Below are 2,764 nucleotides of genomic sequence, written 5' to 3'. Positions count from 1 at the left end.
AAAAAAAGACAGAAAGTAATGATCAGGAGATGATATCCTGGAAGTTCAGGTGGAAGTTTTCACCGTACATATGGCGGTAATCTTTATAAAATTTTTCATAAACTGATTTGGCAATAGAGGGTCTGCCCTGCCGGATCAGGTTTTTACATTTTGCACGAAGGGCATCTTCGTGGATAGGGTCAAATACGAAGATGGCGTTGGCGATATCAATAAATATTTCGGGAGAAGCACTGGCAGGCAGTCCGTTCATTTCCACGAGCAGTACATCGAGGGCCTTTGAAGAAATATCGGACTTGATGTCTTCCAGCCAGGAGTAGTCGGTGCGGAAAAGAAAGGTCCCTTCCTTTACTATTTTCAGCAGCAGCCGGATCCGGTCCATGCCCGGGGGAGCCGATTTTACCAGGCGGCTAAATTCTGCCAGGTCCACCCAAAGCAGGTCGGGGTCGTACGAGATCTTCCAGCGGCCTTCTTCCCGGAGGATTATGCCGCTGCCCAACTTTTCAAGAATGGCTTTGAGCTTTACCATATTCACGGAACGGTTATTCCGTGCGTCCCGCTCGGGCTTATCGTGCCAGAGGATCTCGTATAATTTTTCCGAGGAGATGCCTTTGCCCGACCAGGCCGTATGGATCACTATCAACAGGAGCATTTCCTTCAGCAGGGGCGACAACAGCTGTGTTAAGGCGTTCTTATCTTTGTCCAGTACCTGGAACTCACCGAACAACAGCAGGGCGGCCCTGCCGGCAATCACATCTTCCGGTTCTGCGGCTGCCGTTACTACCGCCACCGGTTCCGGCGATGCGGGGGCTTCGTTTGTTTGCACCGGTGTTACGGGAATTGCAGCGATGGCTGGCTTATTAAAACGGCGTCTATATAAATAATATACAACAACTGCCGCCAGCGCTATTCCTGCCAGCAACCACCACCAGGTTACACTAAACCCGGTCCCCGCGGCGGCCGACAAAGCCAGTTGTCCCGGTGGAAAGGCCAGTGAGTAAATACGTACTTCGGTAGCTTTATCCCGGTCCACTATCTGCGTTATTGCCAGCAACTGGTGGCTGCGGGGGCAATAATACAGATCGGCAGCAGAGCGGTTGTCTACAAATGCGTAGGGAATGGTATCGCCGGCCAGCTGGAATACCGGCTGCGACAAGGAGCCTTTGATCAGTTGTAAGCGCGACCGGAACCGGTCGTTCGGAAACATCAACGCGTAATAGCTGTGATCAGTGGTGTCAATCACCATAGACGATGCAAACACGAAAGGTTCCGCCGGCTCCGGCAATGTATATATTTTCCGAATGCGGTTATTGGCTACATCGTATTGTAAAAGGTCGTAGTAATAGCGGGGATTGAGCATCTGCTCCCCGTTATCGCTGCCATAGCCGCCCAGCAGGTAAGCGGTATCCCCGTTTGCGGTGGCGCCCAGTGCGGAAAGGTATCTTGGTTTATAGTCCGTTTGCTGCACGGTTACGGCCTCCCATTTACGGGTATCGAAAGCGAAGCGCTGCACCCCGTTTTTATATTTCAGCTGGCCGTAGCCACCGAGTATATACAAGGCGTTATCGCTTTTGCGGATAAATTTATTGGTTTGCCAGTACTGGGTGATCTCGGCCGAATCGAAAGGGATATCCCAGCTGCGGGTAGCGGGCTGCCATGCTGCCAGTTGTTGCTGATCCACATGCACGCTGTAAAGGGTGTGGTTATCCGGGTTGTATACGGATTGGTAACCGGGGGCCAGGTACTCCTGCCGGCTCAGCGCCTCGGCTTTCATGGAGCGGTCGCGCAGGAGGAAATGATGGATGCTGTCGGCCGCCACCACATATACTGCTTCTTCCGAAGGATCAAAAGTATAACTACCATTACCCTTCACCGTTAGTACTTTCAGTAATTGCCACTGCTGGTGCAGCGGCGTACCCCAAACGGGGTTCACCACATTGGCCACACGGCGGCGGATACTGTCTTCCGCATGAACGCCGGCCATTTCATTCAACGGCCAGAAGGCATCCATTTTATTATTACGATACAACGCCACGCTTTTTACCTGCATGGGCGGCACATCGCTGGTTTTAAAACTATGCAGCTGGCAGGCCCCGAAAAATATGCGGAAGCACTGGTCGCTCAATGCTATCTTTTTACTCCCTACATTTTTCCCGTTCACGGTGAGCGACAGCATTTGCCCGTTATATTGCAGGCTGCAGGTATTCCAGTGATGAAACAACCGGGCGCTGTCTATCCTGAAATCGAGCTGCGTATACACATCTCCGAAAATGACACTGAACTGCTGGTCGCGGTGATTATAAATAAGATCGATATTCTGATGATGGTTATTAATGAGCCTTAACACGTAGCCGTAATACACGGCCCTGTCGGGGAAGAAACTAAAGTCGAACGACAACCCGAAGTTGCCATCCAGGCAAATCGGTTCATTGCCATTCAATACCAGTGAAGTTCTCTTCTCCTGTACCTGCTCGAAGGAGGAGAAGACTAAGCCCTGCGACCGTGCAGGTAAACAAAAAAATAAAAACACCCCTGCAAACAGCAAGGCTTTAAAGGAGCACATATTCATGGTGGAACACTAAAGGGCGCATCGATCTGAAAACAGGCTGCAAGTTATAATATTATCTCGTAACAGGCAGGTATCTAAATTAATATATGCGTATTCTGGTTGTTTATCAGGTGGGAAGATAGGTTGTTTTGACGAAAAAAGTTTTTATGATTTTGGGATGAACATCTGTTTTAATGCTTCATATTCATCGCCTGCCAT

At 50.1% G+C, this 2,764-nt stretch carries 1 protein-coding gene; it reads right to left on the bottom strand.

The genetic code is table 11. The annotated features are described in order from the left end of the window. Nucleotides 1–22: 22 nt before the first annotated feature. Nucleotides 23–2,566, bottom strand: coding sequence for a kelch repeat-containing protein (locus VN105_RS23405; RefSeq protein WP_325644778.1), 2,544 nt, complete (start codon nt 2,564–2,566; stop codon nt 23–25). Nucleotides 2,567–2,764: the final 198 nt, after the last annotated feature.

This window comes from Chitinophaga sp., assembly GCF_035564935.1.
Classification (GTDB): domain Bacteria; phylum Bacteroidota; class Bacteroidia; order Chitinophagales; family Chitinophagaceae; genus Chitinophaga.
Note: the sequence above shows the minus strand (reverse complement) of the source record. Positions and strands in the feature narration are given on the sequence as shown.

Bases quoted from the DNA above. Each gene is read 5' to 3' on its own strand.
- VN105_RS23405 (WP_325644778.1), bottom strand. From the start codon at position 2,566: ATGAATATGTGCTCCTTTAAAGCCTTGCTGTTTGCAGGGGTGTTTTTA.